Origin of the sequence: Klebsiella sp. GW_Kp182 (assembly GCF_040062275.1) — a bacterium.
Taxonomy (GTDB): domain Bacteria; phylum Pseudomonadota; class Gammaproteobacteria; order Enterobacterales; family Enterobacteriaceae; genus Klebsiella; species Klebsiella michiganensis.
The window spans coordinates 1-25,360 of the sequence record NZ_JBEAFQ010000004.1; the positions used below are offsets into that span (position 1 = coordinate 1).

Below are 25,360 nucleotides of genomic sequence, written 5' to 3' on the forward strand. Positions count from 1 at the left end.
GCCCGGCTAAGCGCAGCGCAAGCCGGGAAGAAGCCACAGCAATACCACGTCGCGGAATATTCCCCGGGTTGCGGCGTAAACGCCTTACCCGGGCTACGGGTTAACAGCAATCTGCGGCCCTGTAGCCCGGTAGCCCTACTCCTCACTCACGACTGGCTTAACTCTTACCGCAAACAGCACAATCACCATGGCGCTGACCAGCAGCACGCCGCTGCCGACAAAAACGCCGCTCGCGCCGTTGAGATCGAATACCGCACCGCCGCCAGCCGCACCGGCGCTAATCGCCAGCTGAATAGACGCCACCAGCAGGCCGCCCGCGCTTTCAGCTTCATCCGGCACCGTGGTGGCAAGCCAGGTCGACCAGCCCACCGGCACCAGACCAAAAGCAAAGCCCCACATCGCCACCAGCAGACCGTCCAGCAGCGCGACGTGGCCGAACGTTACCATCATCAGCGCCAGCACGCTCATTGCCAGCGGCACCAGCGCCAGCGTCAGGCGCAGGCTTCGGGCTAACAGATGTCCGGCAATCGAGGTGCCGATAAAGTTCGCTACCCCAAAACCGAGCAGGATCAGAGAAACCCCTTCGACGCTGGCCTGCGCCACGGTTTCGAGGAACGGACGCAGATAGGTAAAGAAGGCGAAGTGGCCGCTGAAAATCAGAATTGTCGCGAGCATGCCGCCAATCATACCTGGCCGACGCAGCACCTTAAACAGGGTAGCGAAGCTGCCGACGCTCTCCGGACGCATGGAAGGCAGAACCCACAGCTGCCAGAGCAGCGCAACCACGCTCGGCAGCGCACAGATAAGAAATACGTTGCGCCAGCCGATCAGCGCGCCGAAATAGCTGCCCAGCGGCGCGGCAACCACCGTCGCGATGGAAACGGCGGAAAAGATAATCGCCAGCGCTTTCGGCACCATCGCCGCCGGAACCAGACGCATGGTGGTCGCGGTCGACATCGACCAGAAGCCGCCGATGGCGATCCCCAGCAGCAGGCGTCCAAGCAGCAAAAACTCCAGCGAACCGGCGAAGGCCACCATCATGCTGGAGATAATTTGCAAAACGGAGAAGAACATCAGCACCCAGCGGCGGTCAATATTTCGCGTCGCGGTGGTGATCAGCAGCCCGGTAACTAACGCCACCAGCGCCGTCGCGGTCACCGCCTGCCCCGCCATGCCTTCGCTAACGCCCAGGCTTGCCGCCATCGGCGTCAACAAACTGGCAGGAAGAAACTCGGCGACAATCAGGCCAAACACCCCCAGCGCCAGCGCATAGACGGCGCGCCACGCGGGCCTGGCGTTGGCCTGGCTCTCTTCAGCTGCAATGCAGGAACTCATAAACATCTCTCCAGAACAATTAACATTTCGTTAAGGTTAGGCGGTTCTGTTCGGACGATCTATGATGCATACTCCTTGATTATTGATAATTCGTCCGGGAATGATGTTATGACTCAGCACGCCCTCGATCTCACCAGCGAACTTCTGCGCGGCATGCGCCTTTCCGGCGTCAACTACCGCCGCATCGAAACCTCCCGCCCTTTTGGCGTCGAATTCGGCTTCGTGCCCGGTAAAGCGCAGTTCCACTTTATCAGCCGGGGACCGGTACTGCTGCGCATGGTCAGCGGCCAGCGCCTGATGCTGCAGAGCGGCGATGCACTGTTTATTCCGAACGGCGATGGTCACGTGCTGCTCTCCGATGACCGGGCAACGGTGGTTAACGTGTCCAGACTACCCAGCGAACCGGTTTGCGACTCGGTAAGCTGCGTCAAAAACGCCTGCGACGACGCGAAAAGCGACAGCGCTATTATCTTCAGCGCCTGTATGGACTTTGAGCTGGGCGGTATGCAGCCGCTGGTCAAAGCGATGCCCGAAGTGATGCTGGTCAGCAGCCTGCTGACCAGCCGTCCGGAGATCCCGCCGATGCTGGCGGCCATGGAACGCGAAAGCCTCACTCGACAGGCGGGCTACGCCGGCATTCTGGCGCGGCTGGCCGATGTGGTCGCCGCGCTGATTGTCCGCGGCTGGGTGGAGTGCGGCTGCGGCAACGCCACCGGCTGGGTACAGGTGCTGCGCGATCCTAAGCTGGCTAAAGCCATTTACGTGATGCATCAGCAGCCGGGCATTAACTGGAAAGTCGAGGATCTGGCCCGCGAGGCGGGAATCTCGCGTTCGGTATTTGCTGAACGCTTCCTCTCCGCCACCGGCACCACGCCCGCCCGCTATCTCACCGAGCTGCGTATGCGCCTCGCGGTGCAGTACATTTCCCATGAGGGTCAGGCGCTGGAAAAAGTGGCCTTCAGGCTGGGGTACAGTTCTCATGCCGCCTTCAGCCGCGCCTTTAAACGCATTATCGGAAAGGCGCCGGGCGCGCTGCGCGATCTGTCGCGGGAAGAAGGATTTTAGCACTGTCCCAGTTCACGGGTGCGCCTGACCGCCGCCAGTACGCTGCGCTGAAGCCCAGCGGCAAAATCGCTGTTGTTCAGCTCATACAGACCGTGGATCCCGACGCCCGCCGGGGAGTTGTTGATATCCAGAAGCTGGCGCGGATGCTTTTGGCTTTGGCGCAGCATCTCGACCGCGCCGAGCAGGTTTTCCAGCACCACCTCCGTTGCCTGGGGCCGCGGCAGCCCCGCCAGTACGCCGGCATCGGTAAGGGACTCAATAAAGTAGTAAATATAGTTAGGGCCCGCGACGCCAAAGCCGGTAAAGATATCGATCAACCGCTCAGGCAGATACAGCACTTTGCCAAAGCCGCGCAGAAACGGCTCGATCTCAGCCGCGCTGGCGTGGGGGTTTAAGGTCACGCCGCTATAGCCAAATCCGGTATCGGTCAGGGTATTGGGGATCGCCCTGGCAATCGGCGTTGCCGCACCAAACAGGGAGGCCAGCTTTTCCAGGGTCACCCCCGCGATCAGAGAAACCACCGTCGTCGAGCCGTTTAGCTGCGGGCGCACGCGGTTCGCCACCCCCGCCAGATCGTCCTGCGGACGGATCCCCAGCACCAGCAAAGCGGCTTCGTTTACGCCACCGTCGCCCGACAGCCGATAACGGGCGCGCAGAGCCTCGACTCGCGCGCTGTCGATATCCTCCAGCGAGATCGCGTCCGCCCGCAGCGCACCGTGGCTTAATGACGCGCGAATAATCGCCTCCGCCATCTGTCCGGCGCCAAAAAAATGGACCCTGGTCATGAGTCTTACTCCTTATTCAAAAAGATATTCGCCGTTGCCAACGCGAAAGCGTCGGCCTTTGAGCGCCGGGTCAGCAACGCGAAACACCAGTTCAGTCAGTTGGTTCGCCGCGCCCTGACGGAAAAGAAACTCTCGACCGCCCACCGCCAGCCCCTGCTCGCCTTGCGGGGCAAAGCCAAACAGCAGCTGCCAGCGGTCGCGCACCGCCTGAGGATGCTGTACCGTGAAAACCGCGCGCTGCAGTTCAATCTCCCCCAGAGGATGCGGCGCAGCGAGACCCTGTGCCTGCAGGCGGCTCAACCGGGCGTCATCCTCTTCCCCCCATTGCAGAATAAAGGGATAGACCAGGCCGTCAAAATCGCCGTCAATGGTGAAGATCCGCCAGCGGATAACGTTGCCCTGCGGATCGTCGCGCTGGCCGTTGACGATCGGCGAAACCCGCAGGCCCTGCTCGTGCAACTCCGCATGCGTGCGCTCAATATCGTCGCTACGCAGCGCCACCCGATACAGCGCTTCATTATCCGGCAGCAGCCGCGACGCATCCCGGGAGAGTAAAAACGTCTCCGCGGCGGAAAGCAGCTCTGCATCATCGGCAATCGCCAGAAATTCGATATAGGTCAGGCCGAAATAGCTCAGCGCATTCCTGGTCCCCCAGCCCGAGTGGTGTCCACCGGCCACCGCGTTGAGCTGTTGCCCGCTCAGCGCCTGAATCGCCGCTTCCGGCTGATTAACAAACTGGATCGCGTGGTCCCACGTTAAGATTGCCATTCGCCCTCCCGCTCCTCTGCCTGATAAAAACGCAGCCGACAGGCGGCATCGCCGCGAGCCAGCGCGGTCTGCACCTCTAAATGCAGCCCCGGAAACGCGTCGGTTAGCGCACGATCGCCTTCCATGCAGATATCGCACAGCGTCTCAATTTCGCTGGCGCCTCGCCCCTGCTGCCGCCAGCAGTTGACATAGGGACAGTAGTGAAACAGGACGATAAATTCGGCCCGGCTGGCGCTAACGGGCTCCATCTCATAAACCTGAGATTCCAGACCGCGGGTAAACAGCCCGGCAAACTCCTGCAAATCTTTTCGATCGCGCATTTGCGCGCGCAGCTTATGTCCGATATCGCGGCCATAGTGGCGTATTGCTTCACGGACAGAATCATCCGCGATATGGCGTTGTCGGCTTTCGTCCAACAGGTAACCAATCGTTGCCGCGCGTTTTTCAGTAATGGCGCGCAGCGCCAGGGTCACCTCATCGTTTAAGGTGGCGGCGTTATGCGCCGGTTCCGAGCTTATTTGCGTCATGCGCTTATTCCCAGTCGGTATTCACTTTCACGTCGCTGGCACCCGGCAGAGCATACACATCTTCGGCGTACCATTTCCGCGAGAGCTCAGCGAGCGTGCCGTCCTTTTTCAGGGCGACCAGCTGCGCGTCAATCGCTTTGATTAGCTGCGGATCGGTATTTTTTTTATACAAATAGACGTTAGGAAACAGGCCGACAGAATCCGACGCTTTCAGATTAAGATTTAGCGCCTTATTTAACGCCAGCAGCGCGCCAATGGGGTAAATCGCCGCATCGTACTCCCCGGAGGCTACCGCTTTAAAGATATCGGCGGCGGACTGCTCGCCGTTGGGCTGCAGATTAATTTGTTGGCCTGGATGTTTTTTATTGTAGTTTTCAATCACCGTATAACGGGCGTCAGAGGTATGAATCGGCACCAGCTTTTTCTTACCGCTGGCGAGATCGCCGAGATTATGTATATCGTTCTCATCGTTACGCACAATCAGGCGCAAATCGCTGATCCCTGTCGGCTCGCCGGAGTGGTCGTATTTTTCCGCCCGCTCTTTGGTGAGATAAAAGTGATCCGCCGCGAGGGTATAGGCGCCGGTCGATAGGCCGACGATCATCGCATCGCGCGAGACCGCATTAAAATGAAACGTATAGTCGGTTAAACGCTGGTCCAGCACCTTTAACAGGTCGCCATCGTAACCGGTAATATTGTTGTTATCGTCAACAAAGCTAAAGGGAAAACCGTTAGCATTGACGACAACCTCAACCGTTTTCGCGTTTGCGCTTTTTTCAACAGCCTGCGCGGCGTTCATTCCCATTGCCAACGCCAGCGCACTCACCAGTAAAATTTTATTTTTCAAAATACCTTCCCCAAAATGATAACCGTGAAACTCTCTTTTCTGCGTTTCCTTGCCAGCGGGCGCTAAGAAACCTTTCTGCACTGCGCAATGCTCTGGCAATCGCCAGGCACAGCACGATATAAATCACCAGCACGACGCAGTAGGCTTCGACAAAATGAAACCCGCGCGCGGCGGCGATATTGGCTTTCGCCATCAGATCAACAACGGTGATGGTGTAAACCAGCGAGGTGTCTTTAATCAGATCGATCAGCACGCTGGTAAAGTTCGGCAGCGCGGATACCGCCGCCTGTGGAAAAATAATGCGTCGGAACTGCGTGAATCCGCTTAGCCCGATTGACCATGCGGCCTCGCGCTGCCCCTTATCAACCGCATTCCATCCCGCGCGAAAGGTTTCGGCGAAATAAGCGCTGAAGATCAGCGACAGCGCGGTGACCGCCGCCGCCAGCGGCGAGAGTTTATAGCGGTACATCGTGTCCTGCGGGCCGCCGAACAGCCCGGCGGCAATCCACGGCCAGACGTAAAAAAAGAAATACAGCATCACCAGGACCGGGACCGAACGGCCAAAGGAGAGGAATACCCTCGCCAGCCATTGAACGCCGGGTACCTGACGAATAATCGCCCACGCCAGCGCTGCGCCCAGCAAAGTGGAAAACAGTAAGGATAATAACGTTATCGTCAGGGTGACCGGCAGCGCGCTTAAAATAAACGTAAAATTGTCGCGAATGAACGCCAGGCTAAACATGTTAATTTATCACTCCAGCAGGAACTGATATTTCTTTTCAATACGAGTGGTAAAATAGAGAATAATACTATTCAGCACCCAGTAGACGATAATAACGCTAATAAATGCCGCGACTTGTTTCGCCCCGTAGCTATTTTGCGAAATCTTTTGTGCCCGCCCAAAAATATCCACAATACCAATAATATTGACCAGCGAGGTCATTTTCACGAGATTAATTAAAAGATTGCCAAAGACGGGAATAGCAATAATAAGCCCCTGGGGGAAAATAATCCGCCGTATTCCCTGATGCCAGGGAATATTCAGGCTGATAATGGCCTCTTTCTGGCCGCTATCCACCGCGCGCCACGCTGAACGCATCATTTCTGCAAAGTAGGGACTGATGCTGACCGAAATAGACAGCACCGCAAAGGTGGTATCGCTAATCCACAGCGGCGGCAGCGCCAGCGCGGTCAAAATTAATTTGCCGCCGAAGAAAAACAGCAGGATCAGCAGCGCCAGAGGCGCGCCGCGCAGAATGTCGGTATACCCATTTGCCGCCGCGCTGAGCGGCGTAAAGCGGCTAAACTGCAGCAGCACAATCAGCAGCGCGATCGTTAAACCAAGCAGCAGCGACGCCAGCGTTATACCGAGGGTCACGGGTAAATTTTCCAGCAGCTTCGGCACTATTCCGGCGATATCCGGCCAGCTAAACAGCGGGTTATTGTTCATCATCATCCTCAGGCATGATAGTGCAGTTGCGCAAGAAACGCCCGGGTTCGGCCCTGCTGCGCCGCGCCAAATATCTGTTCCGCCGGGCCCTGTTCAACGATTTCGCCGTTTTCCATAAATACCACCCGGGAAGCGACCTGACGGGCGAACGCCATTTCGTGGGTCACGATGATCATCGTCTGGCCCGCGGCGGCAATGGTCTGAATAAGCTCCAGCACTTCACCGACTTTTTCCGGATCCAGGGCTGAGGTCGGTTCATCCAGCAGCAGAACGGCGGGGTTAATGGCCAGCGCCCGCGCAATACCGATACGCTGCTTTTGGCCGCCGGAGAGACTGTGCGGATAGTGGTCTTTTTTATGCAGCAACCCCACCTGCTTTAAGAGTCGTTCAGCAATAGCCAGCGCCTCCTGCCGCGGGCGTTTTTTAGCGTATATCAGTCCTTCGGTAATATTTTGCAGTGCGGTAAGGTTATGAAAAAGATTCCACGATTGAAAAACCATAGCGGTTTTTGACCGTAGTTTTTCAATCTCCTTTTTTCCCGCTTTTGCGCAATCCAGCGCCACATCATCTATTCTTATTTGCCCGCTATCGGCAGGCTCTAAGAAATTAAGCGTACGTAATAGCGTGGTTTTCCCCGAGCCGCTGGGGCCAATAATGCAAATAATCTCGCCGGAATGAATGCTGAGCGATACCTCTTTTAGCACTCTTTCACCGGAGAAGCTTTTACTGATCTTATTGAGCGTTATCATAATGAGATATTCGTGAATAATGATTATTTGCCGCACACCGGCATTTATTGCTGTACAAAAACTATATTGCCGCCGTTCAGATGATAGCAAACAAGAAAATCATCTATCGAAAGTCAAAAAATAACTTTTTATATATTTGTTATGACAATGAGGCTTGATTGTAATCAAACCTTATTTGCAAAACAGGATTGCGGTAACCGATACTTCATTCAAATTTATTGAATAATGAGAGCAAATTGTTTCGATTTTAATCATCGCGTCGTCGGCCTATTATTTATCACATCGGGGCAACAACGCTCCAACACTGACAAAACGCTTAAGGAATACGACCATGAAATCCATCAAAACTTTCGTTGCAGTTGCCGCACTCTCTATGATCTCTTTCGGTACTTTTGCGCAGAGTATCAGCGCCAGCGCTTCCACACTGGACCGCGCAGAAGCCAAAATTGCCGCTCAGGCCGCAGAGCAAGGCGCCTCTTACAAAATCACCAGCGCTCAGTTCAATAACCGCGTGCATATGACCGCAGAACTGACGAAATAAAATTTGAAACATTGCCGGGCCGCCGGAAGACACAGGCGACAGCGACAACACGATGAAATAAGGAACAAAATATGAAAAATATCGGCGTAGTCACCGCACTGCTGTTAGCCGCTACACTTTCGTCCGGGGCGATTGCCGCAGAGAATAGCTTTGCGCGTCCGGAGGCAGGTTCAAATATCGACACGTCCGTGCATCAGAATCATATTGATGTCAGCCATGCCTTTGATAAAGAGAGCCTGACCGCAGGCAATCTTCAGTAACACACAGCCCAGGGCGCGCGTGGAATTATCCGCTGCGCGCCCTACTTTTTCTGCCAGTGTGCCCACGGATTATCCGCCGGCGCTTCCGCTTTTGCCGTATCGGTATCGGACAACGAATCGATATACAACGCTTCCACTTCTTTACGCGCCCACGGCGTGCGGCGTAAAAACTTCAGGCTCGACTTAATACTCGGCTCGCTTTTAAAGCAGTTGATGTTGATGCGTTTCGCCAGTTCGGCCCAGCCATATTGCGCGACCAGCGCGTTTAACAGCGCTTCCAGCGTGATGCCGTGCAGAGGATCGTTTGGGTGCTGCATTGCGTCTCTTTACCTGAATTAAAAATTTCGCTCACCATACTGGCTCCCGACGCCAATCGCAACAGCCCCGCCTCCCCCTTATCCAAAATTCGCAAAAGCACAGAACCCTCCACGGTCATAAATTAGAAAAGAACGTTATTGGTTGATTATTTTCGCTTAAGGCAAGCTGGCTTCAACCACCCGACTGAGGAATCGATCATGCGCTGTTGTTGTCCCCGAACCCTGAATCTGAATCGACGAAAACACCTGAATACCGCCTTCGGAGAACACAATGAACGCGACAACCTTACCGATACTGGATCTGGCCCGCTACGCGGACCCCGCTGAAAAAGCGGCGTTTCTCGCCGACCTGCGCCACGCCGCCCGCGATATCGGTTTCTTTTATCTGATCAACCACGGCGTCGATGAGTCGCTGCAGCAGGCCGTGCAGCAGCAATCCCGCGCCTTTTTTGCCCTGCCCGACGATCAAAAGCAGAGGGTGGCAATGATTCACTCTCCGCATTTTCGCGGCTACAACCGCGCCGCTTCTGAATTAACCCGCGGTCAACCCGACTGGCGCGAGCAGTTCGATATCGGCGCCGAGCGCCCGGCCCTGCAGCTTAGCGAACGCGCGCCGCGCTGGCTGCGCCTGCAGGGGCCGAATCTCTGGCCAGAGGCGTTGCCCTCGCTCAAACCCACATTACTGACCTGGCAACGGGAAATGACCCAGGTTGGGATCACCCTGCTGCGCGCCTTCGCCGAAGCGCTGCGCCTGCCGCTGGATGCCTTCGATGGCCTGTATGGCGATAAGCCCAATGAACATATCAAGCTGATCCGCTATCCCGGCCAGCAGGAGACCCAGAGCGCCCAGGGCGTTGGCGCGCATAAGGACTCCGGCTTCCTCAGCTTCCTGCTGCAGGATGAGCAGAAAGGATTGCAGGTCGAAGTCTCCCCTGACCGCTGGATTGACGCGACCCCGCTGGCGGGCAGCTTTGTGGTGAATATCGGCGAGCTGCTGGAGCTGGCAACCAACGGCTATCTGCGGGCAACGGTGCACCGGGTCGTTTCGCCGCCTGCCGACCAGCAGCGGCTGTCGATCGCTTTCTTCCTCGGCGCCCAGCTGGATGCCGTGGTCCCCGTCTACACGCTGCCCGACGAGCTGGCCCGCGAAGCCCTCGGACCGGATAGCGACCCGCAAAACCCGCTGCTGCGCGAGGTGGGCTGGAATTACCTGAAAGGGCGTCTGCGTTCGCATCCTGATGTCGCCGAGCGCTACTACCAGGATGTTTTTCGCGAACGCGCCGAGCAATTGATCGTGTAGACCCTAAATAATTCGGGTTGCAGGCAGGCGGCAAGTCAGTGAATCCCGATGAGCTTACTCTGGTAAGTGATTCGGGTGAGCGCGCGCAGCCAACGCACATGCAATTTGAAGTATGACGGGTATAAACATAACAACAACACAAGGAATAAGATGATGAAATATGCCGCATTTAAACTGGCAGGGGTTGCACTGTCTCTCTCTCTGGCATGGAGTTCCGCCCAGGCCGCCGCGCTGCGCGTCGCCGCGGACCCGGTGCCGCACGCCGAGATCCTTAACTACATTAAGAAGATCGATCCCAGCCTCGACCTGAAAATCGTCGAACTCACCAGCGGCGTTAACGCCAACGAACTGCTGGCCAACGGCGATGTCGATGCCAACTACTTCCAGCACGTCCCCTATCTGAAAGATCAGGAGAAAGCGCTGGGCAAAACCTTCGCCGTCGCGGCGACCGTCCATATTGAGCCGCTGGGGATCTATTCGCGCAAGCATAAAGATTTTAAATCGCTGCCCGAGAACGCCACCGTGGCGGTACCGAATAACACCACCAACCTGAGCCGCGCGCTGTTCCTGCTGCAAAATCAGGGTTTGATTAAGCTGGCGGCAAAATTTACCGACCCGGCGACCACCCTGGCGACGCCGAAAGATATCGTGGAAAACCCGAAGCACCTGAAAATCCTTGAGATTGAATCACCGCAGATCCCGCGGTCGCTGGATGACGTTGACCTGGCGGTGATAAACGGCAACTACGCGCTGGAAGCCGGGCTGGTGCCGGCCAAAGACGCGCTGGGTCTGGAGAGCGCGACCAACAACCCGTACGCCAACATTCTGGTGACAACGCCGGCGCTGGCGAACGATCCGCGCATCAAGGCGCTGGCCAAAGACCTCACCTCGCCGCAGGTCGCCGAATTTATTCGTAAGCAGTATAACGGCTCGGTGATCCCGGTAGCTCCTCAGTCATGATTGAGATTGTCGGGCTGAGTAAAACCTATGCCGGAACAGGCCGACCGGCGCTAAACGATGTCTCTCTGCAGGTGCCGAGAGGAGCCGTTTACGGCATCCTCGGCCGCAGCGGTGCAGGCAAAAGTACGCTGATACGCTGCCTGAATCTGCTGGAGCGGCCCACGTCGGGCCGCATTATTGTGAACGGGAACGATATTACCCGGATGGATAAAACCGCGCTGCGCGAGTACCGGCTGCGTACCGGCATGATCTTCCAGCACTTTAATTTACTTCACGCCCGCAGCGTCGCCGACAATATCGCGGTGCCGCTGGAGATAGCCAAAGTGCCGAAAGCCGCCCGCCAGGCGCGGGTGGCGGAGCTGCTGGAACTGGTCGGGCTGGCGGATAAAGCCGCCGCCTTTCCGTCACAGCTTTCCGGCGGGCAAAAACAGCGCGTGGGGATCGCCCGCGCGCTGGCCGCGCGGCCGGATGTGCTGCTGTGCGATGAGGCCACCAGCGCCCTCGACCCCGAGACCACGGCCTCGGTGCTCAGCCTGCTGGCGGATATCAACCAAAAGCTGAACCTCACCATCGTGCTGATCACCCATGAGCTGGAAGTGGTGAAAACCCTCTGCGACCACGCGGCGCTGCTGGAGCACGGGGAGATTATTGAAAGCGGCAGAATTGCCGATTTGCTGGTGGCGCCATGGTCGCGGCTACGGCAGTCGCTGCTGCACGATCCTCAGGCAGAGCGGGATTTCCTCGCTCGCCACGGTTTTCACGGGAGGCCATTATGCGGAGTAGCATGAGTTGGGAAGATCTCTGGCCGCTGCTGCTTCAGGGCACGGTAGATACCGTTTATATGGTCGGCCTGGCGGCGCTGTTTACCGTGCTGCTCGGGCTGCCGACTGGCGTGCTGCTGTTTGTTTCACGCCGCAACGGCCTGGCGCCGATGCCGAAGCTCAACGCCGTGCTGGGCGCGATTATCAACTTTGGTCGTTCGCTGCCGTTTATCGTGCTGCTGATCGCGCTGATCCCGTTCACCCGGCTGATTATTGGCACCACCCTCGGCAGTACCGCCGCGGTGGTTCCGGTCACCATTGGCGCCTTTCCGTTCTTTGCGCGGCTGACGGAGAACGCACTGGATGAAGTGGATTACGGGCGTATCGAGGCGATTTTATCGATGGGCGGCAATATCTGGCACGTGATCTTTAAATCGCTGCTGCCGGAAGCGCTGCCGACGCTGCTGGCCGGCATCACGCTGACCATCGTTATGCTGATCGGCTTCTCTTCGATGGCGGGCGTGATTGGCGGCGGCGGACTGGGCGATCTGGCCATTCGCTACGGCTATCAGCGCTTCAATAACGAGGTGATGTTCGGTACCGTGCTCATTCTGGTCGCGCTGGTGCAGGGCGTGCAGATGGCCGGCGACCGTCTGGTCCGCGGCCTCGCCCACCGTCGTTAACAATAAGCGGGTGGCCGCGCGCCATCCGCGATTAAAACCCGCTTTCGCGCACCAGGGTGCGTATCAGCTCCGCTGCCGGCAGCTCGCGAATCAGGCTCACTCCCTGCCCGGCCCAGTGCGCACCGTACTGACGATCTCCCTGCGCTTTCGCCGCCGATGCCAGCGCCTTCCCGGCGTCGTAAGCCACGGGATAAGCCGGAATCAGCGGCGGATCGTTTATTTCACGCCAGCCGTTAACCAGACATCTCGCCGGGCGTCCGGAAATGGCTGAGGTTAAAACCGTTTGCCCGTCAGACGCGCTTTTAAGGGCCTCACGGTATCCGCCATCCGTGGACGATTCCGGGCACAGCAGAAACGCCGTCCCTAGCTGCGCCCCGTCTGCGCCCAGGTTCATTACGCTGTTAATTCCCGCGCCGTCCATCACGCCGCCAGCGGCGATAAGCGGAATATCGGTATGCCGTCTTATCGTCTGAACCAGAGTAAAGGTGCTCATCTGCCCGTCGGGCGCCAGCGGATCAAAGATGCCGCGATGGCCGCCGGCCTCGTAGCCCTGCGCCACCACCATATCGATTCCCAGCCCTACGGCCAGCAGCGCCTCTGCCACGCTGGTCGCGCTCGCCAGAGTGACGATCCCCTTTTCCCGCAGTCGGCGAAGGGTTTCACGATCCGGCACGCCAAAATGAAAGCTCACCGCCGCCGGAGTCAGGTCGAGCAGCAGCTCGGCCATCCGCGGCTGCTGCTGAAAACTGAGATAAATTTCCGCCAGCGTCTCCGGCGGCAAGCTGCCAAAGCGCGCAAATTCCGGGCGCAGCCGCGCCAGCCACCGGGCTTCACGCTGCGGATCCCTTACCGCCGGGGCGTGGCAAAACAGATTGACGTTAAACGGACGGGTGGTTAAGCGCCGGGTCCGGTTAATCAGCGTTTCAGCCTGCTCTACGGTTGACGAGCCCAGCCCCAGCGAGCCGAGCGCGCCGGCCCCGCTGACCGCTGCCGCCAGTTCCGGCGTCGACACGCCGGCCATCGGCGCCTGAATAATGGGGTAATCAATATCAAGCTGCTGCGTAAGCCTGTTGCTCATGGTTTGCCCTGTTGAAATTTGTGCGTTCGGGCCATTAAAATCTCTTTTAGAGATGATAAGATCAACATTATTTTCAAATTAAGAATAAAAATATGAACCACACCACATTAGAGATTTTTAAAACGGTGGCGCAAGAGCGCAGCGTCACCCGCGCGGCAAAGCGGCTGGGGCGCGCCCAGTCCAATATCACCACCCGCATTCACCAGTTGGAAGAGGAGCTGGGCGTGGAGCTGTTTGCCCGCGGCAATAAAAGGATGCTGCTGTCCCCCGCCGGTGAACATTTTTTGGGCTACGCGCTGAAGATCCTCAGCCTGGCCGAAGAGGCCAGACAGGCGCTGCATCCGGCGACGCCGGGCGGCAATTTACGCATGGGGGCGATGGACGCCACCGCCGCCAGCCGCCTGCCGCCGCTGCTTCCCCGGTTTCGCGCGCTGTGCCCGGAGGTGACGCTCACCCTCAAAACCCAGCCCACCCGTCAGCTGACCCAACAGGTGCTGGACGCCGCGCTGGATTGCGCGCTGGTGAGCCTGCCGCAGGGAACGCCTCCGCCCGATGACCTGGAGTACGTATCCATCTTTAAAGAACAGCTGCTGCTGGTGCTTCCCGCCAGCCCACAGCGCTTTCGCTTTGCCGCCTTTGCGCAGGGCTGTACCTACCGGGCGATGGGCGAAGCGTTTCTGGCGCATTCAGAGGAGGTGGAGAGCGAGATCCAGGACGTCGGCTCCTATCACGCGATGCTCGCCTGCGTCGCCTCCGGCGGCTATGCCGGTATCGTGCCGCAGAGCGTGCTCGATACCCTGACGCTGCCCGAAGCCAGCCAGCTGCGGCCGGTTGGCCAGGCGATCACCCAGCTTATCTGGCGCAAAGGCTACGCGTCCCCCGCTCTCGAGAAAATGCGCCAGCTTCTGGAGTCAGCCTCCGACCTTTGACGCTCGCCCCGCCCCTGCCGCCACCAGCGCGGCGGCAGCCAGCAGCGCAATGGCGGCCGCGCTCAGCGAAGGATTAAACGACCCGCTGCGGTCATACAGCGTTCCGGCAACCAGCGGGCCGACGATTTGCCCGATGCCGTAGGTCGCGGTCATGGCGGCAATCATATTGAACGAAACCAGATGATTAAGCCGCCGCCCCTCGGACAGCGCGATGGTCACGGTGCCCAAAAAGGTGCAACCCACCAGCAGCGCGCTCAATATGCAAAACGGTAACGCATGGCTCCACGCCGGGAGAATGACGCCGATTGCCTGAATCAGCAAATTAAGGGTAAACGCGCGTCGGTAGCCGAGCTTGATGACCAGCCGGTGCCAGATAAAGCAGGAGGGTACGGCGGCGAGGCCGAAAATGGCCCAGATCTGCACCGGATCGATAACGTTCAGCGAACCGCTGAGAAACAGCGGAAGATAGGTGGCGGTAATAATGTAGCCGAAGCCGGCCAGGCCATAAATCAGCAGCAGTTTCCACGCCTCCCGCACCCGCCCCTCGCCCTCCTCGCGGTGTGCGGTCGCGGCGGGTTGATAAGCGATAAGGTAGTCGGCGGGGCTCAGCAGCAGACGCAGCGCGAGAACAAAAAGCACGCCAGAGCTTATCGCGCATATCAGCCATATCTGCTGGCTGGAGAGCGCCAGCGCCTTCCCCAGGGAGATAAATTCCGCCGACAAGAATATCCCCATTCCGACGCCAGAAAAAAGCACCGGCGCGCCGTTAGGGTGCTTCATATGCTGCAGTAGCCAGAGGGAGGCGGCGATCAGCGTCACCGCGCTGAGTAATCCGGCAATTCCGCGCACCACAATAATCGCCAGGGGGGAAACCAGGAACGCCAGTAAGGCCAGGCACACCAGCGTCAACAGTGCGGAAAGCAGGCTTAGCCACCTGGCGTCCGCGGGCCTGGCTTTCGCCAGCAGCAGCGCGCCGGCCAGATAGCCGGCATAGTTCGCCGAAGCGGCAAGATTACCTTCACGCAGCGTCAGCAGCTGCTCATTGAGCATCAGCGGCAGGATCCCGGTATAGGCAAACCGGCCATAGCCCATGCCAACGATCAGCACGACCGAACCGGCCAGCGCCAGCAGAAAGGCCTTCCATTCCGGCCTGGTTGCAAAAACGTTCACCCACTCCCCTCCATTATTATTCTCAAATAAAGAATTATAACTAACAATAATTCTCTATTTATTATGATTTCGCTTACCACGATGCGCAAGCAGCGCCATGCGGCAGCGCCCGGCCTGCGGGGAGAAACTTTACGGCAACGGCCGGGGGATGCTTCGGCGAGTAACGAAATGTGGAGTGAGGCGCTGGACATCCTTGTCCAGAGGGATTTAACGGTGGCTAAAAGCCAGTTTGGCAGCAAATAACATAAAGAGGCCGCCGGTTGCGCGGTCCATCCACCGAATAAATAGCGGCGTCTTTAATAGCCGAGCGGCAGAACGGCTGGTCAGGATTAACGTTAACGACCAGAGCGTCCCGATCGCCACATGGATGGCGACCAGCAGGAACGTCCAGACGATGGGCGAGTGGCCGGCCGGAATAAACTGCGGCAGGAAAGAGACGTAAAAGATCCCCATTTTCGGATTGAGCACATTGCCCATCATCCCTTTTAAAAACCAGTTACTTGCCGGCGCCGCCGCCCTGTCCTGATGAACAAAATGGCCGCGCGGCTTGAGAATTAACTGAATGCCCAGCCAGCATAAATAGGCGGCCCCGCACCATTTGAGCAGGTCATAAGCCAGCTCCGATGCCGCCAGTAGCGCCCCAAGACCGAAGGCGACCGCAGCCCCCCAGATAAAACATCCCGTATCAATGCCCAGCGCCGCCTGAAAGGCTTTTTTTCCGCCTTCAACGGTCGCGGTTCGCAGGATTAAAGCGGTATCCAGGCCTGGGGTAAGGGTGAGCAACAGGGCAGCAAAAGAGTAAGCAAGAAGGGAATCAGCAACGGACATTTTCTCTCTCCGAAAGCGAAGATTCTAGATAAAACCCGCCGCAGAGACAATCGAATAAATTCGCTTTGCCGGGCGCGTTAAAAGCTCTTTGTGACAAATGGCCGCCGCAAAAGCGGATACAGTCAATCGACCAAACCTTTATCGATACAGGCTGTTATGACGCTTAACGCTATCCGCATCGCCAGGCCGGTCACCGACCTTTCACTCAGTAGCCACATGTACTGCACGGGCCTGGGGCTGGAGCAAATCGCGCAGTTTGCCGATCATGACGGCTTTAGCGGCGTGATGGTCGGACGCCGCGATCTCGGCTGGCATCTTGAATTCACCCTCTGCCATCATCATCCGGTGAAGCCCTCTCCGGGCGAGGAAGATTTGCTGGTGCTTTATTACCCGGAAGCCGCGGAATGGCGGGAACAGTGTGCGAAAATGCTGACCGCCGGTTTTGCGCCGGTCAGCGCGTTCAATCCGTACTGGAATGTGAACGGTAAAACCTTTGTCGACGGCGACGGTTATCGCGTGGTGCTGCAAAACAGAAGCTGGCCATAGACGCTACTCCATAAGCCGGACGTCAGGATGGCGCGGGCTTGCCGCTTCGTGAAAAATATCGCCCAGCCAGCCGGGAATTTCCGCCTCCGGGAGATCGTCCGGGATGATGATCCCACGCAGCGGCGAACATTTCCGCTCGTTCAGATCGACGCGGAAAAGTAGCCAGCGTTCGCCCTGGCGCTGGACGCCAATATGGCGCCCGAATACGTCATAAATCAGCATTCCATCACCCTGCCGATCGCAGGGGATGATGGGCGGCTCATGCATGCCATTAGGCTTTGTCCTCGCGCAGCCACGGGGTCACGGTAATCCCTGTCAGCAGCCCTTCCGGGCTCAGCAGCCGCGTGACGGTTTGCCCCCACGGCTCAATGCGGTTGTCCACCAGCAGACGATAGCCTCTGGCCTTCAGCGCGTCGGTGGCGGTGTTGATATCGCGCACTTCAAACTCGACCCACGCCTGCGGCACCGGCAGATAGTCAGGCCAGAGATCGGCGTCAAAGCAGGAGCGCGCCGCCTGCGCCAGCGGCCACAGGGCAAAATGTTTTACCCCGCCGATGGCGTCATGTTCGGTCAGCAGATACTCTTCGTTACCGGGCATCGGTTTTAGCGGCAGGCCCAGCGCAGCCACATAAAACTCCCTGCTGGCCGGCGTCGATTGCGTTATCGGCCCAAAGCCGGCGACAAAAAGCACATCCATACCGTCTAAATCGTATTCCATACTCTCTCCTGTCATTATCCGTGATGCGTTAACAGATTTTATACTCTGCCGCGCACGACTTGCCCAGAATCCTCTTTTCTCATGACTATTTTTAGTGCGTTTGCCTGAATCATTGAGAAAACGCATGCTCTGCTCGTTGCGCCCGACGGCGCTGCGCTATGCTTAGCTTCCCTTTGGTTTTCAATACTTCGTGTTATGACCACTTCCGCCTGCACCACTCAGCTTAATCTGCGTATTATTTCTATCGTTGTTTTTACCTGTATCTGCTATCTCTCTATTGGCCTGCCGCTCGCCGTACTGCCGGGCTATATCCACTATCAGCTGGGCTATAGCCCCTTTATCGCCGGCGTGGTCATCAGCCTTCAGTACATCTCAACCCTGATCAGCCGCCCGCATGCGGGCCGCTACACCGACATCTGGGGGCCGAAAAAAGTCGTCAGTCGGGGGATTGTTTGCTGCCTGCTCAGCGGTCTCTTCACGCTGCTCGCGGTCTTGCTGCAATCCTCGCCGCCGCTGGCCGTTGCCGCGCTGTTGGTGGGGCGCATTTTCCTCGGCGTCGGGGAAAGTTTTACCGCCACCGGCGCGACCCTTTGGGGGATCAAAACCGTCGGTGCGATTCACACTTCGCGGGTGATCTCGTGGAACGGCGTGGCGACCTATGTCGCCATGGCGGTCGGCGCTCCGCTGGGTGTCGTGCTTAACGGCTATTTTGGCATCAGCGGATTTGCCGCCGTGGTGATCCTGGCGGCGGCGGTTGGCCTGCTCTATGCCCGTACGCGGCAGGACGTCAGCGTGACGGCGGGGATCAGAGCGCCGTTTCATGTGGTGGCGCGCAAAATCTGGCCCTACGGGCTGGGGCTGGCGCTGGGTACCGTCGGTTTTGGGGTTATCGCAACCTTTATTACCCTCTACTTCTCCGCCCATAGCTGGCAAGGCGCGGCGTTTACCCTCTCCCTGTTCAGCATCGGTTTTATCTGCATCCGCCTGATCCTGGGCAACACCATTACCCGCTACGGCGGCGTGCGGGTATCGTTAATCTGTTTTGCGATCGAATGTATCGGCCTGCTGATCATCTGGTCGGCCTCCTCGGCGTGGATGGCCGGAATGGGCGCCTTTCTCACCGGCTCGGGCTTTTCGCTGGTCTTCCCGGCGCTTGGCGTGGAAGCGGTGAAACAGGTTGAAGAACAGAATCAGGGCACCGCGCTGGGTACCTATTCGGCCTTTCTCGATCTGGCGTTGGGATTAACCGGCCCGGTCGCCGGCTGGGTGGCCGGTTATTACGATCTGGAGACTATTTATTTGTTGGCGGCGGCGGTGGTCGCGCTGGCATTTATCTTGATTTTGCGCATTTACCTGCAACAACGCGCTGCTTTACCGCGAACCTGAGGAGGCATCGTCGAAAGATAACCGGCGCAAATATGGGTAAAAAATTAATCAATAATTGACGGCAATTCGGCTTCCGTGCCACCATCGCCTCAGCGTCCGGCAAGCGGCGCGATGGTGGTACGGGTGAATATCAGAGACCGCATGTTTAAGGTCCATGCCCGTCCGCAACCTGATTCTGGCGGGAACAAAGACATGCACCAAAGTTTTAATCAGCGCGTTCATTTCTATTACTGCATTCTGGTGGCGCTGAAAATACACGCAAAATCGAAGAAATCAGGCGGTATCCGCGGGAAAAATAATTTCCTGCTCAAGTGGCTGCGTAAAGCGCAGGACAACAATATATTCCACCCGGATATTACCAGCGAGATCGAATGGCTGCGCGGCAAAATCATTCAGGCCGGCTACGATACCGACCTTGAACCCATGCTCGATTTTGTCTACGCCACCGCCAAACGCGCGGAAGATCTTAAGAACGCCGACTGATTCACGCCCGAGCCGCCTGGCCCGGGCGTTGTACTTTAGCGTTTGTTACGGTGCGTCAGGAGATAGACTGCCGGGATCACCAGCATCGAGAGCAGCGGCGCGGTGATCATCCCGCCGATCATCGGCGCGGCGATACGCTGCATCACCTCCGATCCGGTGCCCCCTCCCCACATAATCGGCAGCAGTCCGGCCATGATTGTCGCCACGGTCATCACTTTCGGGCGCACGCGCAGCACGGCCCCTTCATGAATCGCCTCGTTGAGCGCGCGATCGTTCAGCTCAGGGCGGCGTTTCGCGATCGCCTGGTTCAAATAGAGCACCATAATCACCCCGAACTCCGCCGCCACGCCGGCAAGCGCAATAAAGCCCACGGCGGCGGCTACCGACAGGTTGTAGCCCAGCAGCCAGAGCAGCCAGACGCCGCCGATCAGCGAAAACGGCAAAGTTCCCATAATCAGCAGAGCGTCTTTAACGCGGCTGAAAGTGACGTAAAGCAGGATAAAGATAATCATCAGGGTAAACGGCAGCACGATTTTCAGCTTCGCGGTGGCGCGCTCAAGGTACTCATACTGCCCGGACCAGGTCAGCGAGATGCCTTCCGGCAGCCTGACCCGTTTGCCGACCTCGCTCTGCATTTCATCAACTGCGGATTTTAAGTCGCGCCCGCGAATATCCACGTAGATCCAGTCCGACAGGCGGGCGTTTTCGCTTTTCAGCATCGGCGGGCCGTCGGTAATGGTGATGTCCGCCAGTTCCGAGAGCGCTACCTGCGCCCCGCCGCTGGTCACTACCGGCAGATCGCGCAGCTTTTGCAGCGAGTCGCGCATTTCGCGCGGGTAGCGGACGCCGATCGGGTAACGTTCTCGCCCCTCGATGGTTTCGCCGATGTTATCGCCGCCGACGACGCTGGCGACGATTGACTGCAGCTCCTTCACCGACACGCCGTAGCGGGCGGCTTTCACCCGGTCGATAGCGATATCGATATAGCGGCCGCCGTCGAGGCGTTCCGCCAGCGCCGACGTCACCCCCGGTACGCTACGCACGATGCGCTCAATCTCTTCGGCGGTCTTTTCGATCTCCGCCAGATTGTTACCGTTCACTTTGATGCCGACCGGGCTTTTGATGCCGGTCGCCAGCATGTCCAGGCGATTACGGATCGGCGGTACCCAGACGTTAGCTATCCCCGGTACCTTCACCGTATTGTCGAGCTCCTCGATCAGCTTATCCATGGTCATGCCGGGCCGCCATTCGCTTTTCGGCTTGAACTGAATCGTGGTTTCCAGCATGGTCAGCGGCGCCGGGTCGGTAGCGCTGTCCGCCCGCCCGGCCTTGCCGAATACGCTTTGCACTTCAGGAATGGTCTTGATCAGACGGTCGGTCTGCTGCAGCAAGCGTCCGGCTTCGCGGCTGGAGATCCCCGGCAGCGTGGAGGGCATATACAACAGGTCGCCCTCGTCAATTTGCGGCAGAAATTCGCTGCCGAGCTGCGCCAGCGGCCACAGCGTGGCAACCAGCAGCAGGCCCGCCGCCGCCAGCGTCGCCTTCGGCCACTGCAAAACTTTATCCAGCAGCGGCTCATAGGCGCGAATCAGCCAGCGGTTGAGCGGATTGGCGGTTTCATCAGGAATTTTGCCGCGAATAAAGTAGCCCATCAGCACCGGCACCAGGGTGATCCCGAGTCCAGCGGCCACCGCCATCGAATACGTTTTGGTGAAGGCCAGCGGCGAGAACATCTTGCCCTCCTGCGCCTCGAGGGTGAACACCGGAATAAACGACAGGGTGATAATCAGCAGGCTGCAAAACAGCGCAGGCCCCACTTCCGATGCCGCGTGCTGGGCAATCTGCCAGTAGTCGGCAGAAGACGGCTGGCGTTCGGGATGCTCGTGCCGCCACTGCTCCAGCACCTTATGCATATTTTCAATCATCACGATTGCCGCATCGACCATGGCCCCGATAGCGATCGCAATTCCGCCGAGCGACATCATATTGGCGCTGACGCCCTGATAGTGCATCACAATAAACGAGCCAAGGATCCCCAGCGGCAGCGTGATCATCGCCACCAGCGCGCTGCGGAAGTGGAACAGAAACAGCGAGCAGACCACCGCCACGACGATAAACTCCTCAATGAGCTTATGGGTCAGGGTCTCGACGGAGTTTTTAATCAGCTGCGAACGATCGTAGACCGGAACAATCTCCACGCCTGCGGGCAGGCTTTTTTGCACTTCCGCCAGTTTGGCCTTTACCGCGTTAATGGTGCTGAGCGCGTTTTTACCCGAGCGCATAATGATTATCCCGCCCGCCACCTCGCCCTGGCCGTTGAGCTCGGCGACGCCGCGCCGGATCGCCGGTCCCCGGCGCACGCTGGCGACGTCGGAGAGCAGCACCGGCACGCCGCTGCGCGCAGCGATAACCACCTGGTTAAAGTCGTCGATGGACTTCAGGTAGCCGGTGGTGCGCACCATATATTCGGCTTCGCCAAGCTCGAGCACCGAACCGCCCCCTTCCTGGTTGGCGCTCTGGATCGCGCTAATCACCTGCTCGTGGGTGACGTTCAGCGCTCGCAGCCGGTCAGGATTAAGGATCACCTGATACTCTTTGACCATTCCGCCGACGCTGGCCACCTCCGAAACATCCGGCACGGTTTTCAGTTCATATTTGAGGATCCAGTCCTGAATCGCCCGCAGTTCGCCGAGGCTATGCTGGCCGCTTTTGTCGGTAAGCACATATTCAAACACCCAGCCGACGCCGGTGGCATCCGGCCCCAGCGACGCTTTCGCTTCCGGCGGCAGGCTGCTCTGGACCTGGCTCAGGTACTCCAGCACGCGGGAGCGCGCCCAGTATGGGTCCGTTCCATCATCAAACAGCACATAGACATAAGCATCGCCGAACATCGAAAAGCCGCGCACGGTTTTCGCTCCCGGCACCGACAGCATGGTGGTGGTCAGCGGGTAAGTCACCTGATCTTCGACAATCTGCGGCGCTTTCCCCGGATAGCTCACGCGAATGATCACCTGGGTATCGGAGAGATCCGGCAGCGCGTCCAGCGGCGCCTGCTGTACCGACCAGACGCCCCAGGCGGCCATAATCAGCGTCGCCAGCAATACCAGCAGGCGGTTGCGCAATGACCAGCGGATAACGGCGGCAATCATGGCTGCTCCTTAGCGCCGTTCAGCGGCATCATTGAGGTGACTCGCGCCCCTTCATCGGTCAGGACGAAGTGAAACATCACCGACTCGCCGGGCCGCATCTGTTCCCGCAGCTGCGGCGTAATAGCAAAATCCATGATCATCGCCGGCCATTTCAGCGCCGGTACCGGCTGGTGTGCAATGGTTACCGCCTCATTGCTCACGGCCTTAATAACGCCCTGCGCTGAGTAGCTTTTTGCCTCCTCCTCTTGCCCGGCCATTTGCGGCAGCGCGCTGCGCAGGCTGGCTTCGGAGTCAATCAGGAACTGCCCGGAGGTCACCACCTTTTGGCCCGCTTCGAGGCCGGATTTAATCTCAACCAGACCATTCTGCGTTCGCCCTGCGGTCACCTCGACCGGACGGAAATGCCCCTCGCCGTCGGCGATCAGCACCCGATTGCTGGTGCCGGTGGCAATTAATGCCTCTTCCGGAATAGCCAGAACGGCGCTCTCCTGCTGCGCCTCAGCCAGCTCAACGTTTAAATACATGCCCGGCTTGAGCCGATGCTGCGGATTATTCAGCACTACGCGGGCTTTCAACGTACGGGTGGTGGCTTCGAGGTCGGGAAGCAGTTCGCTGACGGTTCCCTGAAACGCCATACCGGGCCAGCTGCCGGTGGTGGCTGTCACCTTACTGCCTTCGCGCAGCAGGCTGGCCTGGCTTTGCGGGTAATCAATCACGATCCAGACCGGATCGAGGCTGGCCAGCTCGAACAGCGGTTGGGCTGTCGTGACCTGCGCGCCGGTGCGCACATCCAGCTTGCTGACGTAGCCATCGTGCGGCGCGCGCACCGTCATGCGGGTTTGCGGTTGACCGCTGCGCTCAACGCTACGGATAACCGCTTCCGGCATAAACTGCAGCCGCAGGCGGTCGCGGGCCGCGGCGGTCAGCCCGCTATCGCCCAGCCGCCTCACCGCCAGATACTCCTGCTGCGCCGCCGCCCACTGCGGGATCCACAGCTCCGCCAGCGCCTCGTTCTTTTTCACAAACTGCTGGGAGGCGTTGACGTAAAGTTTCTCAATCAGACCGCTGGCCAGCGCCGGTACCGTTTCAACGCCCCGCTCATCAATGGCCACGGTAGCAAAAGCATTGAGCTTCATCGCCAGCGTCTGGCGGGAGACGTTCGCCGTACGGACGCCAAGGTTTTGCTGCTGGCGGGCGCTAATCTGCACGCCCCCGGCGTCTTCTCCCGCGCCTTCATCGGCGTATCGCGGCACCAGATCCATATCCATAAACGGCGATTTACCCGGTTTATCAAAGCGCGTAGCGGGGGCCATTGGATCATACCAGTACAGCACTTTGCGACCCGTTTCCGCCTGGCCGCCGCCAGCGGCGGGCATCGGCGCGCTTCGCGAACCCAGCCAGTAGCCGCCCGCGGCGGCAAGGGCGACGGCCAGCGCCACAAGGGTAAGAGCAGATTTAAGCTTCATTATTTAACATCCTGTGGAATAAGGTAGCGAATAGCGGCCCACGCATCGGCAAGCGCTTTCTCCGCATTGTTGCTGGCAATTTCTCCGCTCAGGAGATCGCGACGGGCGGCGAGCAGCTCAGGCAGCGCGGAGCTGCCGCCCCGATACTGGGCATTGACGAGACTCACCTTCTTGCGCAGCAGCGGCAGCACCTCGCTTTGCTGGCGATCGTAAATGGCTTTCGCGGCGTTATATTGCGAAATCAGCTGATACTGCTGCGCCTGATGTTCGCGCATCAATAACGTCAGCCGATCGTTGGCTTCATAGGTACGGGAGACGTCCGCTGCGTGGTCTTTGTCCTGGCGTTTGCCCTGAAAAATAGGCATATCGACGGTAAACATTACCCCCACCATGTCGTCATAATCATCACCGCGTCGGGCGTAATAAACCTCAACGCCCACGTCGGGGATCGCCGCGACTTCCGACTGTCCTGATTTCGCTTTCGCCAGATCGGCTTCTCTGGCGGCTTGGATCACTTCCGGGTGAAGTTTAATCCCGGCCATTAAGTCGGCTTCGTCGGCAGGCAGACGTTCAATGCGCGGCAGCGGGCCGGAGATATCGCGGACCTCCTTCCCGGTGAGCTGCAACAGGCGTGCCTGGGCGATCTGTACATCGCGGCGGGCGTTATCCTGCTCATTTTTCATCGCATTCAGCGCCAGCTGAACGTCCAGCACGCTGCTGGGACTGGCGCTGGCGCTGCTGACGCCGGCCTTTTGTACGTCGATTTGCCGGGACGTTTCGCTAATCAACGTCTGCACCGAGCGCAGCGACTTCTGCGCCAGCGCCAGCGCCAGCCACGCCTGGGCGGTTTCCCGCTGCAGCCGGGCACGAATAACATCGGCATTAGCGGCGGTCTGGCGCGCCTCGGCGGTAATGGAGTCGGCTTTCCGTTCACGCTTGGTACTGCTGACGTAGTCCTGCATCACGCCAACTCTTTGCATGGTCATCCCCTCGCGGGTGAGACGGCCGGCGTTATTGCCGCCCAGCGGGACGTTTTCAATACCAAATTTCAGCTTCGGATCGGGGAGCTGCATCGCGGAATCCGCCATATTCTTCAAAGCGTTAACCTGATGATCGTTGGCGGAGAGCTCGGCGGAGTAGTTTTCCGCCGCCGACAGGGCCTCCGCGAGCGTCGTTGCCCAGCCGTTGGTGGACATCAGCGATAGTAAAAGCGGCAGCCCGCAGGCCGCCTTATTGAAGATGTGCATAATGACTCCGGA

At 58.5% G+C, this 25,360-nt stretch carries 28 protein-coding genes; 11 read left to right on the forward strand and 17 right to left on the reverse strand.

Annotated features, from left to right (window positions below):
• Nucleotides 1-135: 135 nt before the first annotated feature.
• Complete coding sequence (locus ABLU88_RS05530) at nt 136-1,335, reverse strand: MFS transporter (protein WP_014838552.1); 1,200 nt, start codon at nt 1,333-1,335, stop codon at nt 136-138.
• A 108-nt stretch (nt 1,336-1,443) separates the two neighbouring features.
• On the opposite strand from ABLU88_RS05530, the gene ABLU88_RS05535 reads away from it, so the two are divergent.
• Complete coding sequence (locus ABLU88_RS05535; protein ID WP_201994043.1) at nt 1,444-2,400, forward strand: AraC family transcriptional regulator; 957 nt, start codon at nt 1,444-1,446, stop codon at nt 2,398-2,400.
• On the opposite strand, the gene ABLU88_RS05540 is transcribed toward ABLU88_RS05535, so the two are convergent.
• Genes ABLU88_RS05540 through ABLU88_RS05570 form a run of 7 tightly spaced genes read right to left on the reverse strand, consistent with a single transcriptional unit; the run spans nt 2,397 to nt 7,526 of the window.
• A complete protein-coding gene (locus ABLU88_RS05540) occupies nt 2,397-3,185 on the reverse strand; it encodes a pyrroline-5-carboxylate reductase dimerization domain-containing protein (RefSeq protein ID WP_032749054.1) in 789 nt (262 codons plus the stop codon). The genes ABLU88_RS05535 and ABLU88_RS05540 overlap by 4 nt on opposite strands.
• A 12-nt stretch (nt 3,186-3,197) precedes the next feature.
• Entirely contained in the window at nt 3,198-3,953 is a 756-nt protein-coding gene (locus ABLU88_RS05545) for a VOC family protein (RefSeq protein ID WP_348836206.1), read from the reverse strand.
• On the reverse strand, nt 3,941-4,480 hold the full coding sequence (locus ABLU88_RS05550; protein WP_032749052.1) for an L-2-amino-thiazoline-4-carboxylic acid hydrolase: 540 nt from the start codon (nt 4,478-4,480) through the stop codon (nt 3,941-3,943). Before ABLU88_RS05550 ends, ABLU88_RS05545 begins: the two co-directional genes overlap by 13 nt.
• A 4-nt stretch (nt 4,481-4,484) precedes the next feature.
• Nucleotides 4,485-5,327, reverse strand: coding sequence for a transporter substrate-binding domain-containing protein (locus tag ABLU88_RS05555; RefSeq protein WP_014229459.1), 843 nt, complete (start codon nt 5,325-5,327; stop codon nt 4,485-4,487).
• Nucleotides 5,317-6,069: an amino acid ABC transporter permease gene (locus ABLU88_RS05560; protein ID WP_348836207.1), complete on the reverse strand. Its 753-nt coding sequence runs from the start codon at nt 6,067-6,069 to the stop codon at nt 5,317-5,319. Before ABLU88_RS05560 ends, ABLU88_RS05555 begins: the two co-directional genes overlap by 11 nt.
• Before the next feature lie 9 nt (nt 6,070-6,078).
• Complete coding sequence (locus ABLU88_RS05565; protein WP_348836238.1) at nt 6,079-6,777, reverse strand: ABC transporter permease subunit; 699 nt, start codon at nt 6,775-6,777, stop codon at nt 6,079-6,081.
• Nucleotides 6,778-6,785: 8 nt separating this feature from the next.
• A complete protein-coding gene (locus ABLU88_RS05570; RefSeq protein ID WP_004102264.1) occupies nt 6,786-7,526 on the reverse strand; it encodes an amino acid ABC transporter ATP-binding protein in 741 nt (246 codons plus the stop codon).
• Nucleotides 7,527-7,857: 331 nt separating this feature from the next.
• Here ABLU88_RS05570 and ABLU88_RS05575 point away from each other — a divergent pair, with 331 nt between their 5' ends.
• Nucleotides 7,858-8,067: a YdgH/BhsA/McbA-like domain containing protein gene (locus ABLU88_RS05575; protein ID WP_004102265.1), complete on the forward strand. Its 210-nt coding sequence runs from the start codon at nt 7,858-7,860 to the stop codon at nt 8,065-8,067.
• A gap of 71 nt (nt 8,068-8,138) precedes the next feature.
• Nucleotides 8,139-8,327 (forward strand): hypothetical protein, encoded by a 189-nt coding sequence (locus tag ABLU88_RS05580; protein ID WP_064378173.1) that lies wholly within the window; start codon nt 8,139-8,141, stop codon nt 8,325-8,327.
• 41 nt (nt 8,328-8,368) lie between these two features.
• On the opposite strand, the gene ABLU88_RS05585 is transcribed toward ABLU88_RS05580, so the two are convergent.
• Nucleotides 8,369-8,644 (reverse strand): VF530 family protein, encoded by a 276-nt coding sequence (locus tag ABLU88_RS05585; protein WP_025105728.1) that lies wholly within the window; start codon nt 8,642-8,644, stop codon nt 8,369-8,371.
• Nucleotides 8,645-8,915: 271 nt separating this feature from the next.
• Between ABLU88_RS05585 and ABLU88_RS05590 the strand changes: the two genes are divergently transcribed.
• The 4 genes from ABLU88_RS05590 to ABLU88_RS05605 all read left to right on the forward strand — a co-directional run bounded on the left by ABLU88_RS05590 (nt 8,916) and on the right by ABLU88_RS05605 (nt 12,348).
• Nucleotides 8,916-9,944 (forward strand): isopenicillin N synthase family oxygenase, encoded by a 1,029-nt coding sequence (locus tag ABLU88_RS05590; RefSeq protein ID WP_348836208.1) that lies wholly within the window; start codon nt 8,916-8,918, stop codon nt 9,942-9,944.
• A gap of 153 nt (nt 9,945-10,097) precedes the next feature.
• Nucleotides 10,098-10,904: a MetQ/NlpA family ABC transporter substrate-binding protein gene (locus ABLU88_RS05595; RefSeq protein ID WP_032719155.1), complete on the forward strand. Its 807-nt coding sequence runs from the start codon at nt 10,098-10,100 to the stop codon at nt 10,902-10,904.
• On the forward strand, nt 10,901-11,692 hold the full coding sequence (locus ABLU88_RS05600; RefSeq protein ID WP_128696323.1) for an ATP-binding cassette domain-containing protein: 792 nt from the start codon (nt 10,901-10,903) through the stop codon (nt 11,690-11,692). Before ABLU88_RS05595 ends, ABLU88_RS05600 begins: the two co-directional genes overlap by 4 nt.
• A complete protein-coding gene (locus tag ABLU88_RS05605; protein WP_009654800.1) occupies nt 11,689-12,348 on the forward strand; it encodes a methionine ABC transporter permease in 660 nt (219 codons plus the stop codon). The genes ABLU88_RS05600 and ABLU88_RS05605 overlap by 4 nt, the downstream gene beginning before the upstream one ends.
• A 31-nt stretch (nt 12,349-12,379) precedes the next feature.
• Here ABLU88_RS05605 and ABLU88_RS05610 read toward each other — a convergent pair whose 3' ends face one another.
• Nucleotides 12,380-13,426, reverse strand: coding sequence for a nitronate monooxygenase (locus tag ABLU88_RS05610; RefSeq protein ID WP_348836209.1), 1,047 nt, complete (start codon nt 13,424-13,426; stop codon nt 12,380-12,382).
• A gap of 92 nt (nt 13,427-13,518) precedes the next feature.
• Between ABLU88_RS05610 and ABLU88_RS05615 the strand changes: the two genes are divergently transcribed.
• On the forward strand, nt 13,519-14,355 hold the full coding sequence (locus ABLU88_RS05615; protein WP_048263428.1) for a LysR substrate-binding domain-containing protein: 837 nt from the start codon (nt 13,519-13,521) through the stop codon (nt 14,353-14,355).
• On the opposite strand, the gene ABLU88_RS05620 is transcribed toward ABLU88_RS05615, so the two are convergent.
• Together ABLU88_RS05620 and ABLU88_RS05625 are read right to left on the reverse strand one after the other, a co-directional pair.
• Nucleotides 14,338-15,525, reverse strand: coding sequence for a YbfB/YjiJ family MFS transporter (locus ABLU88_RS05620; RefSeq protein WP_014838565.1), 1,188 nt, complete (start codon nt 15,523-15,525; stop codon nt 14,338-14,340). The two genes, ABLU88_RS05615 and ABLU88_RS05620, sit on opposite strands and share 18 nt — an antisense overlap.
• A 207-nt stretch (nt 15,526-15,732) precedes the next feature.
• Complete coding sequence (locus ABLU88_RS05625; RefSeq protein WP_032694356.1) at nt 15,733-16,353, reverse strand: LysE family translocator; 621 nt, start codon at nt 16,351-16,353, stop codon at nt 15,733-15,735.
• A gap of 156 nt (nt 16,354-16,509) precedes the next feature.
• Here ABLU88_RS05625 and ABLU88_RS05630 point away from each other — a divergent pair, with 156 nt between their 5' ends.
• Nucleotides 16,510-16,899, forward strand: a complete 390-nt coding sequence (locus ABLU88_RS05630) for a VOC family protein (RefSeq protein ID WP_042945239.1) — start codon at nt 16,510-16,512, stop codon at nt 16,897-16,899.
• 3 nt (nt 16,900-16,902) lie between these two features.
• Here ABLU88_RS05630 and ABLU88_RS05635 read toward each other — a convergent pair whose 3' ends face one another.
• Both ABLU88_RS05635 and ABLU88_RS05640 read right to left on the reverse strand, forming a co-directional pair.
• A complete protein-coding gene (locus tag ABLU88_RS05635) occupies nt 16,903-17,121 on the reverse strand; it encodes a hypothetical protein (protein ID WP_032719161.1) in 219 nt (72 codons plus the stop codon).
• Between the two features lie 49 nt (nt 17,122-17,170).
• Nucleotides 17,171-17,617, reverse strand: coding sequence for a hypothetical protein (locus ABLU88_RS05640; protein ID WP_064378169.1), 447 nt, complete (start codon nt 17,615-17,617; stop codon nt 17,171-17,173).
• Nucleotides 17,618-17,812: 195 nt separating this feature from the next.
• On the opposite strand from ABLU88_RS05640, the gene ABLU88_RS05645 reads away from it, so the two are divergent.
• Both ABLU88_RS05645 and ABLU88_RS05650 read left to right on the forward strand, forming a co-directional pair.
• Nucleotides 17,813-19,003 (forward strand): MFS transporter, encoded by a 1,191-nt coding sequence (locus tag ABLU88_RS05645; RefSeq protein ID WP_025105739.1) that lies wholly within the window; start codon nt 17,813-17,815, stop codon nt 19,001-19,003.
• A 192-nt stretch (nt 19,004-19,195) separates the two neighbouring features.
• Nucleotides 19,196-19,486: a hypothetical protein gene (locus ABLU88_RS05650; RefSeq protein WP_009654750.1), complete on the forward strand. Its 291-nt coding sequence runs from the start codon at nt 19,196-19,198 to the stop codon at nt 19,484-19,486.
• A 35-nt stretch (nt 19,487-19,521) separates the two neighbouring features.
• Here the strand turns inward: ABLU88_RS05650 and ABLU88_RS05655 are convergent, their stop codons facing one another.
• From ABLU88_RS05655 to ABLU88_RS05665, 3 genes are read right to left on the reverse strand one after another with little or no spacing between them, the layout of a single operon-like run.
• Nucleotides 19,522-22,635: an efflux RND transporter permease subunit gene (locus tag ABLU88_RS05655; RefSeq protein ID WP_348836210.1), complete on the reverse strand. Its 3,114-nt coding sequence runs from the start codon at nt 22,633-22,635 to the stop codon at nt 19,522-19,524.
• Nucleotides 22,632-24,101, reverse strand: a complete 1,470-nt coding sequence (locus ABLU88_RS05660) for an efflux RND transporter periplasmic adaptor subunit (RefSeq protein WP_032694360.1) — start codon at nt 24,099-24,101, stop codon at nt 22,632-22,634. Before ABLU88_RS05660 ends, ABLU88_RS05655 begins: the two co-directional genes overlap by 4 nt.
• The gene (locus ABLU88_RS05665; RefSeq protein ID WP_009654697.1) at nt 24,101-25,348 is read right to left on the reverse strand and encodes a TolC family protein; all 1,248 of its coding nucleotides are present in this window, start codon (nt 25,346-25,348) and stop codon (nt 24,101-24,103) included. The genes ABLU88_RS05660 and ABLU88_RS05665 overlap by 1 nt, the downstream gene beginning before the upstream one ends.
• Nucleotides 25,349-25,360: the final 12 nt, after the last annotated feature.

Bases quoted from the DNA above. Each gene is read 5' to 3' on its own strand.
- ABLU88_RS05530 (WP_014838552.1), bottom strand. From the start codon at position 1,335: ATGAGTTCCTGCATTGCAGCTGAAGAGAGCCAGGCCAACGCCAGGCCC.
- ABLU88_RS05535 (WP_201994043.1), top strand. From the start codon at position 1,444: ATGACTCAGCACGCCCTCGATCTCACCAGCGAACTTCTGCGCGGCATG.
- ABLU88_RS05540 (WP_032749054.1), bottom strand. From the start codon at position 3,185: ATGACCAGGGTCCATTTTTTTGGCGCCGGACAGATGGCGGAGGCGATT.
- ABLU88_RS05545 (WP_348836206.1), bottom strand. From the start codon at position 3,953: ATGGCAATCTTAACGTGGGACCACGCGATCCAGTTTGTTAATCAGCCG.
- ABLU88_RS05550 (WP_032749052.1), bottom strand. From the start codon at position 4,480: ATGACGCAAATAAGCTCGGAACCGGCGCATAACGCCGCCACCTTAAAC.
- ABLU88_RS05560 (WP_348836207.1), bottom strand. From the start codon at position 6,069: ATGTTTAGCCTGGCGTTCATTCGCGACAATTTTACGTTTATTTTAAGC.
- ABLU88_RS05565 (WP_348836238.1), bottom strand. From the start codon at position 6,777: ATGAACAATAACCCGCTGTTTAGCTGGCCGGATATCGCCGGAATAGTG.
- ABLU88_RS05570 (WP_004102264.1), bottom strand. From the start codon at position 7,526: ATGATAACGCTCAATAAGATCAGTAAAAGCTTCTCCGGTGAAAGAGTG.
- ABLU88_RS05575 (WP_004102265.1), top strand. From the start codon at position 7,858: ATGAAATCCATCAAAACTTTCGTTGCAGTTGCCGCACTCTCTATGATC.
- ABLU88_RS05580 (WP_064378173.1), top strand. From the start codon at position 8,139: ATGAAAAATATCGGCGTAGTCACCGCACTGCTGTTAGCCGCTACACTT.
- ABLU88_RS05585 (WP_025105728.1), bottom strand. From the start codon at position 8,644: ATGCAGCACCCAAACGATCCTCTGCACGGCATCACGCTGGAAGCGCTG.
- ABLU88_RS05590 (WP_348836208.1), top strand. From the start codon at position 8,916: ATGAACGCGACAACCTTACCGATACTGGATCTGGCCCGCTACGCGGAC.
- ABLU88_RS05595 (WP_032719155.1), top strand. From the start codon at position 10,098: ATGAAATATGCCGCATTTAAACTGGCAGGGGTTGCACTGTCTCTCTCT.
- ABLU88_RS05600 (WP_128696323.1), top strand. From the start codon at position 10,901: ATGATTGAGATTGTCGGGCTGAGTAAAACCTATGCCGGAACAGGCCGA.
- ABLU88_RS05605 (WP_009654800.1), top strand. From the start codon at position 11,689: ATGAGTTGGGAAGATCTCTGGCCGCTGCTGCTTCAGGGCACGGTAGAT.
- ABLU88_RS05610 (WP_348836209.1), bottom strand. From the start codon at position 13,426: ATGAGCAACAGGCTTACGCAGCAGCTTGATATTGATTACCCCATTATT.
- ABLU88_RS05615 (WP_048263428.1), top strand. From the start codon at position 13,519: ATGAACCACACCACATTAGAGATTTTTAAAACGGTGGCGCAAGAGCGC.
- ABLU88_RS05625 (WP_032694356.1), bottom strand. From the start codon at position 16,353: ATGTCCGTTGCTGATTCCCTTCTTGCTTACTCTTTTGCTGCCCTGTTG.
- ABLU88_RS05630 (WP_042945239.1), top strand. From the start codon at position 16,510: ATGACGCTTAACGCTATCCGCATCGCCAGGCCGGTCACCGACCTTTCA.
- ABLU88_RS05635 (WP_032719161.1), bottom strand. From the start codon at position 17,121: ATGCTGATTTATGACGTATTCGGGCGCCATATTGGCGTCCAGCGCCAG.
- ABLU88_RS05640 (WP_064378169.1), bottom strand. From the start codon at position 17,617: ATGGAATACGATTTAGACGGTATGGATGTGCTTTTTGTCGCCGGCTTT.
- ABLU88_RS05645 (WP_025105739.1), top strand. From the start codon at position 17,813: ATGACCACTTCCGCCTGCACCACTCAGCTTAATCTGCGTATTATTTCT.
- ABLU88_RS05650 (WP_009654750.1), top strand. From the start codon at position 19,196: ATGCACCAAAGTTTTAATCAGCGCGTTCATTTCTATTACTGCATTCTG.
- ABLU88_RS05655 (WP_348836210.1), bottom strand. From the start codon at position 22,635: ATGATTGCCGCCGTTATCCGCTGGTCATTGCGCAACCGCCTGCTGGTA.
- ABLU88_RS05660 (WP_032694360.1), bottom strand. From the start codon at position 24,101: ATGAAGCTTAAATCTGCTCTTACCCTTGTGGCGCTGGCCGTCGCCCTT.
- ABLU88_RS05665 (WP_009654697.1), bottom strand. From the start codon at position 25,348: ATGCACATCTTCAATAAGGCGGCCTGCGGGCTGCCGCTTTTACTATCG.